This window comes from Sphingomonas sp. (genome assembly GCF_031361285.1).
Lineage (GTDB): Bacteria > Pseudomonadota > Alphaproteobacteria > Sphingomonadales > Sphingomonadaceae > Sphingomicrobium.
The window spans coordinates 1-4,447 of the sequence record NZ_JANMCO010000168.1 but is presented as its reverse complement, the minus strand read 5'-3'; the positions used below and the strand labels follow the sequence as shown (position 1 = coordinate 4,447).

Sequence of the window (4,447 nt, the reverse complement as noted above, 5' to 3'; positions counted from 1 at the left end):
CAGAAGACGCAGGAGATCCAGGAGATCAAAATGCGTCCCAACATCGACGACCACGACTATGACACCAAGATGAAGAAGGTCGTCGAGTTCCTTGAGGACGGCGACAAGGTCAAGGTGACAATGCGCTTTCGCGGCCGCGAGATGGCGCACAACGAACTGGGCATGGCAGTGCTGCGCCGGGTCCAGGACCAGACCGCCGAACTGGCCAAGGTCGAAGCGCACCCGCGCATGGAAGGCCGCCAGATGCTGATGGTGCTGTCGCCCAAGTGAGCGAACCCAACCGGTCGTTGAATTGCCCGCGCTGCTCATCGGCCATGGAGCCGGGTTATATAATCGACGTCGCCTACGGCACGAGGGCGGTTCCCAAGTGGGTCGCGGGCCTGCCGCAGAAAAGCATCTGGACCGGCCTCAAGCTGAGCGGCCGCGACCAGATCGGCGTCGCAACCTATCGCTGTCGGCGCTGCGGATATCTCGAAAGCTACGCATCGGGCTGATGGGCCGCTGGCAACGCTGGTTGCAGCGCGTTCCTTTACCTTACGGAATGCAGGAAAATCCCAGCGGCTGTTGCATTTGTGCTGCAATCCGTTGGCATAATTGTTGCAGAATGTTGCGGTCCGCTTTCCTTAGTCGCATCGCTGGATTAGCCTTCCCTCCTGCATCACTCTGGCAGGGGGAGTCGAAGATGGCGCGCAAATCCGTATGGCTGCTTTCAGCAGGTCTGTTCGCACTGGCCGTTCCGGCACAGGCGCAAGTCACCGACACCGATCAAGGAGCCGCGAAACCGACCGACGGCGCAACCGCCGAAGCGGCGGCCGTCGACAATCAGGCGGTCGACAGCCAACCGGTCGACACCGGCGACATCATCGTTACCGCCACCCGGCGCAACGAAGCACTGTCCGACGTTCCGCTGGCGGTCAGCGCAATCACTGCCGAGACGCTGGAAAATTCCGGCGCGAGCGACATTCGCCAGATCATGCAGGTGTCGCCATCCTTGCTCGTTTCTTCAACTTCGTCCGAAGCCGGCGCGGGCGTCGCCCGGATTCGCGGTGTCGGTACGGTCGGCGACAACCCAGGCCTCGAAAGCTCGGTTGCGGTGTTTATCGACGGCGTCTACCGGTCTCGCACCGGTGTCGGGCTGACGGAGCTTGGCCAGATCGACCGTGTCGAAGTGCTGCGCGGTCCGCAGGGCACCTTGTTCGGCCGCAACGCATCGGCCGGCATCATCTCGATCATCACCGCCAAACCGCGTTTTCAGCCCTCGGTCTACGGCCAGCTGGACTATGGAAATTACAATTCGAGGCGCGTTGAACTCGGGGCCACCGGCCCGCTGACCCAAACCATCGCTGCCCGTCTCGACGGCGTTTACATGAAACGCGATGGGTTCATTAAGAACTCGATCACCGGCGAGCGCGTCAATAATCGCGACCGCTGGATGGTTCGCGCGCAGGGACTTTACCAGCCCAACGATGATGTGTCGTTCCGGCTGATCGCCGACTATGCCAAGCGTGACGAGGAATGCTGCGCCGCGCCATATCTGCCGGCAACCGACTTTGTCGCCGGCGCCGGCCGCCAGACTTCGACCGCAAAACCGCTGTTGCAGGCGCTGGGCGCGGTGATCAATGACGATCCCTACAAGCGCCTTGCGACCTGGACTCCGGGATATGGCTATCGGTCCGACGTCAAGGACTACGGTGTTTCGGGCGAGCTCGTTTACGACTTCGGTGGCGCCGAGCTGACCTCGATCACCGCCTACCGTTCCAACTTGTGGGTTCGCGGAACCGACGCGGATTACAATAATCTCGACATCCTGCATCGCGCGCCGGACGGCGGTTCGTCCAATCGGTATCGCACCTTTACTCAGGAAGCGCGCCTTCAGGGCACGACCTTGGGCGACCGGCTCGACTGGCTGGTCGGCGGATATTACGCCAACGAGAAGCTGCGGGTGCGCGATAATCTCGAATATGGCCAGGATTACGAGCGCTTCCAGAATTGCCTGTTGGCGTCGGCGCTGCTGCCCGCGGCATTGGCACCGAGCCCCGATCCCAACAGCACCTGCCTTAACGGTCCCGTCCTTCAGGGTGCCGCGGCCCAGGTCAACGGCGCCATCGCATTGTATAATTTCATCGCGTCAATTCCGCCGGCCTCGCGCACGCCAACTCAAAACGCCCAGTTTGCCGGGATCGGCGCTCAGCTGCCGACGCTCCTTGCACAGCAGCCTGTCCTGAATGGACTTACGGCCAATCCGCTACGCCCCGGCTATGGTTCGCTGATTACCTATCTCGGCTTGACTGGTGCGAGCCTTAACGGCGCCGGCCTCAACGACGAATATCATCACCAGAGCACTAACTATGCGTTTTTCACGCATAATATCTTCAGCATCACCGATCGCTTGAAGTTCACCGTGGGCGCCCGCTGGACCCACGAGCGCAAGGAAGTCGAAGCGACGTTCCAGGACGATAATGCGTTGTGCCGGGCCCTGACGCTGAGCAGCCTGTCCCCAGCTAATGCCCCGCTCGCCACGCTGCAGCGGGCGCTGTGCTTCAATCCTTCCGTCCCCAATGGCAACTTCACGCCCGCACCGGCAACGAAATCGGAAAGCAAGCTCTCCGGAACGGTGGTGTTAAGCTGGAAGCCGACCGACCAGCTACTGACTTATGCGAGCTTCTCGCGCGGCTATAAGGCCGGCGGCTTCAACCTCGATCGCGCCGGTCTTGCTCGTCAGTCCGTGTCGGGCGCGGCCAATGGCCCGGTGCTGAGCACGGCGAGCCTCGACAATCTGACCTTCGAGCCGGAGACCAATGACGCTTTCGAACTGGGCGCAAAGTACAACGGCCGCGGGGTCGACATCAATGTCGCGGCATTCAATCAGTTGTTCGACAATTTCCAGCTCAACACGTTCGACGGCACGCGTTTCATCGTCGAGAATATCAACAGCTGTAAGGAAGATCTGGCGGGGGCCGATACCGACAACAGCCCGGTCACCGGCCAGTGCACCGGCGGAACACGTCGTGGCGTGCGCAGTCGCGGCGTCGAAATCGAAGTGTTCACTCGGCCCGCGCCTGACCTCTCGATTAATTTCGGCGCCACGATTGTCGGTACCAAGTATCGCCCGAACCTCGTCGGCAGCGGCGGACGCGCACTGACCAACGCGCTGTTCGAATTGCCCAATCGGCGCTTGTCGAACAGTTCGGCAATCGTCGGCACCGGCTCGATCAGCTTCAATCCTGTGATCACCGGAAACGGCATGCGCGCCTTGTTCTACATCGATGCGCGCGCCCAATCGAAGTTCAACACCGGCTCTGATCTCGATCTCGAGAAAATCCAGAAGGCCTATATGGTGATCAACGGGCGCATCGGCATCCAAGGCCCCGACCGCGGGTGGGCGGTGGAGCTGTGGGTGCAGAATATGCTCAACGAGAATTATCTGCAGGTTGCATTCGACGCTTTCGCCCAAGGTTCTGGCACCCAGCGCGGCGTCGAGCAGGGGTTCTACACCCGCTCGAACCAGATGTTTGGCGCGTTCCTCGCCGAGCCGCGCACCTATGGTGTGACCCTGCGCGCGAAGTTCGGTCCGAGCCGGGCGTCGGCTCCGGCCTATGTGGCGCCGCCGGCCCCGCCGCCGCCGCCGGCAACCCAAACCTGCGCTGATGGCAGCGTGATAGAGGCTGGCGCGGCTTGCTTGGTGCCTCCGCCGCCACCGCCCCCGCCGCCGCCACCGCCGCCGGCGGCCGGTGAGCGCGGCTGAGAGCTGGCGCTATCGAATTTGAAAGAGGGTCCACTGCTCGCGGTGGGCCCTTTTTTTTAAGGCCGCCTACAGCCCCACCGAGTCGCGCGCCGCGGCGAGCAATGCCGCGTGCAATGCAACGCTCTCCTCACCTTTGAGCTTCTTCCCGTCGGCCCGCGTCAAATAGAAGACGTCAACCGCGCGCTCGCCGTAGGTGGCGATATGCGCGGAGTGGATGCGGTGTCCGCACTCGTGGATCGCCCAGGCCAGCGCAGCGAGCAGCGCGACCCGGTCGAGCGCATTGACTTCAACCACCGTCGTGCGGCTCGACGCGCGCTCGGCAATCACCACCGAGGGTGCGATGCGGAAGGCTGCGGTTCGGGCGCCGGGCTTATCGGCGGATGCCAGGCGCGGCGGATGCGCGCTGGTCAGCGCTGCCTCGACCGACCGGACCAGGCGATTGCGCAGCCTTTTGTCCGCATAGGCGCGGCCCTGGCTGTCGACCACCAGCAGATTGTCGAGCGCCATGCCATCGCCGGTGGTGTGGACGCGCGCGTCGATAATGTTCGCGCCGGCCGCCGCGAGCCCGGCGCAGATGCGGAAGAACAGGCCTTCGCGGTCGGGGGTGAAAACGCTGATCCGGGTGGCGTTGCTGTCGGCGTCATTCTCGGCGGCAACGCTGGGCACCGCATCGCCGATGCGCGATTCGGACATGGCCACCTG

The 4,447-nt window shown here is 63.0% G+C and carries 4 protein-coding genes; 3 read left to right on the top strand and 1 reads right to left on the bottom strand.

Features of this window, described 5'->3' with window-relative positions; genetic code table 11:
- The 3 genes from infC to RMO25_RS13225 form a co-directional block, all read left to right on the top strand.
- Nucleotides 1-270, top strand: a 270-nt coding sequence (gene infC / locus RMO25_RS13235) for a translation initiation factor IF-3 (protein ID WP_309663069.1), incomplete at its 5' end; no start/stop codon positions are given.
- Entirely contained in the window at nucleotides 267-494 is a 228-nt protein-coding gene (locus tag RMO25_RS13230) for a PF20097 family protein (RefSeq protein WP_309663068.1), read from the top strand. The genes infC and RMO25_RS13230, both read left to right, overlap by 4 nt.
- A 188-nt stretch (nucleotides 495-682) precedes the next feature.
- Entirely contained in the window at nucleotides 683-3,745 is a 3,063-nt protein-coding gene (locus RMO25_RS13225; RefSeq protein ID WP_309663067.1) for a TonB-dependent receptor domain-containing protein, read from the top strand.
- Between the two features lie 66 nt (nucleotides 3,746-3,811).
- Here RMO25_RS13225 and RMO25_RS13220 read toward each other — a convergent pair.
- The coding region (locus RMO25_RS13220; RefSeq protein WP_309663066.1) for an ACT domain-containing protein at nucleotides 3,812-4,447 on the bottom strand (636 nt) is incomplete at its 5' end.

Excerpts from the sequence above, each read along its gene's own strand:
- RMO25_RS13225 (WP_309663067.1), top strand. The coding sequence starts at position 683 with ATGGCGCGCAAATCCGTATGGCTGCTTTCAGCAGGTCTGTTCGCACTG.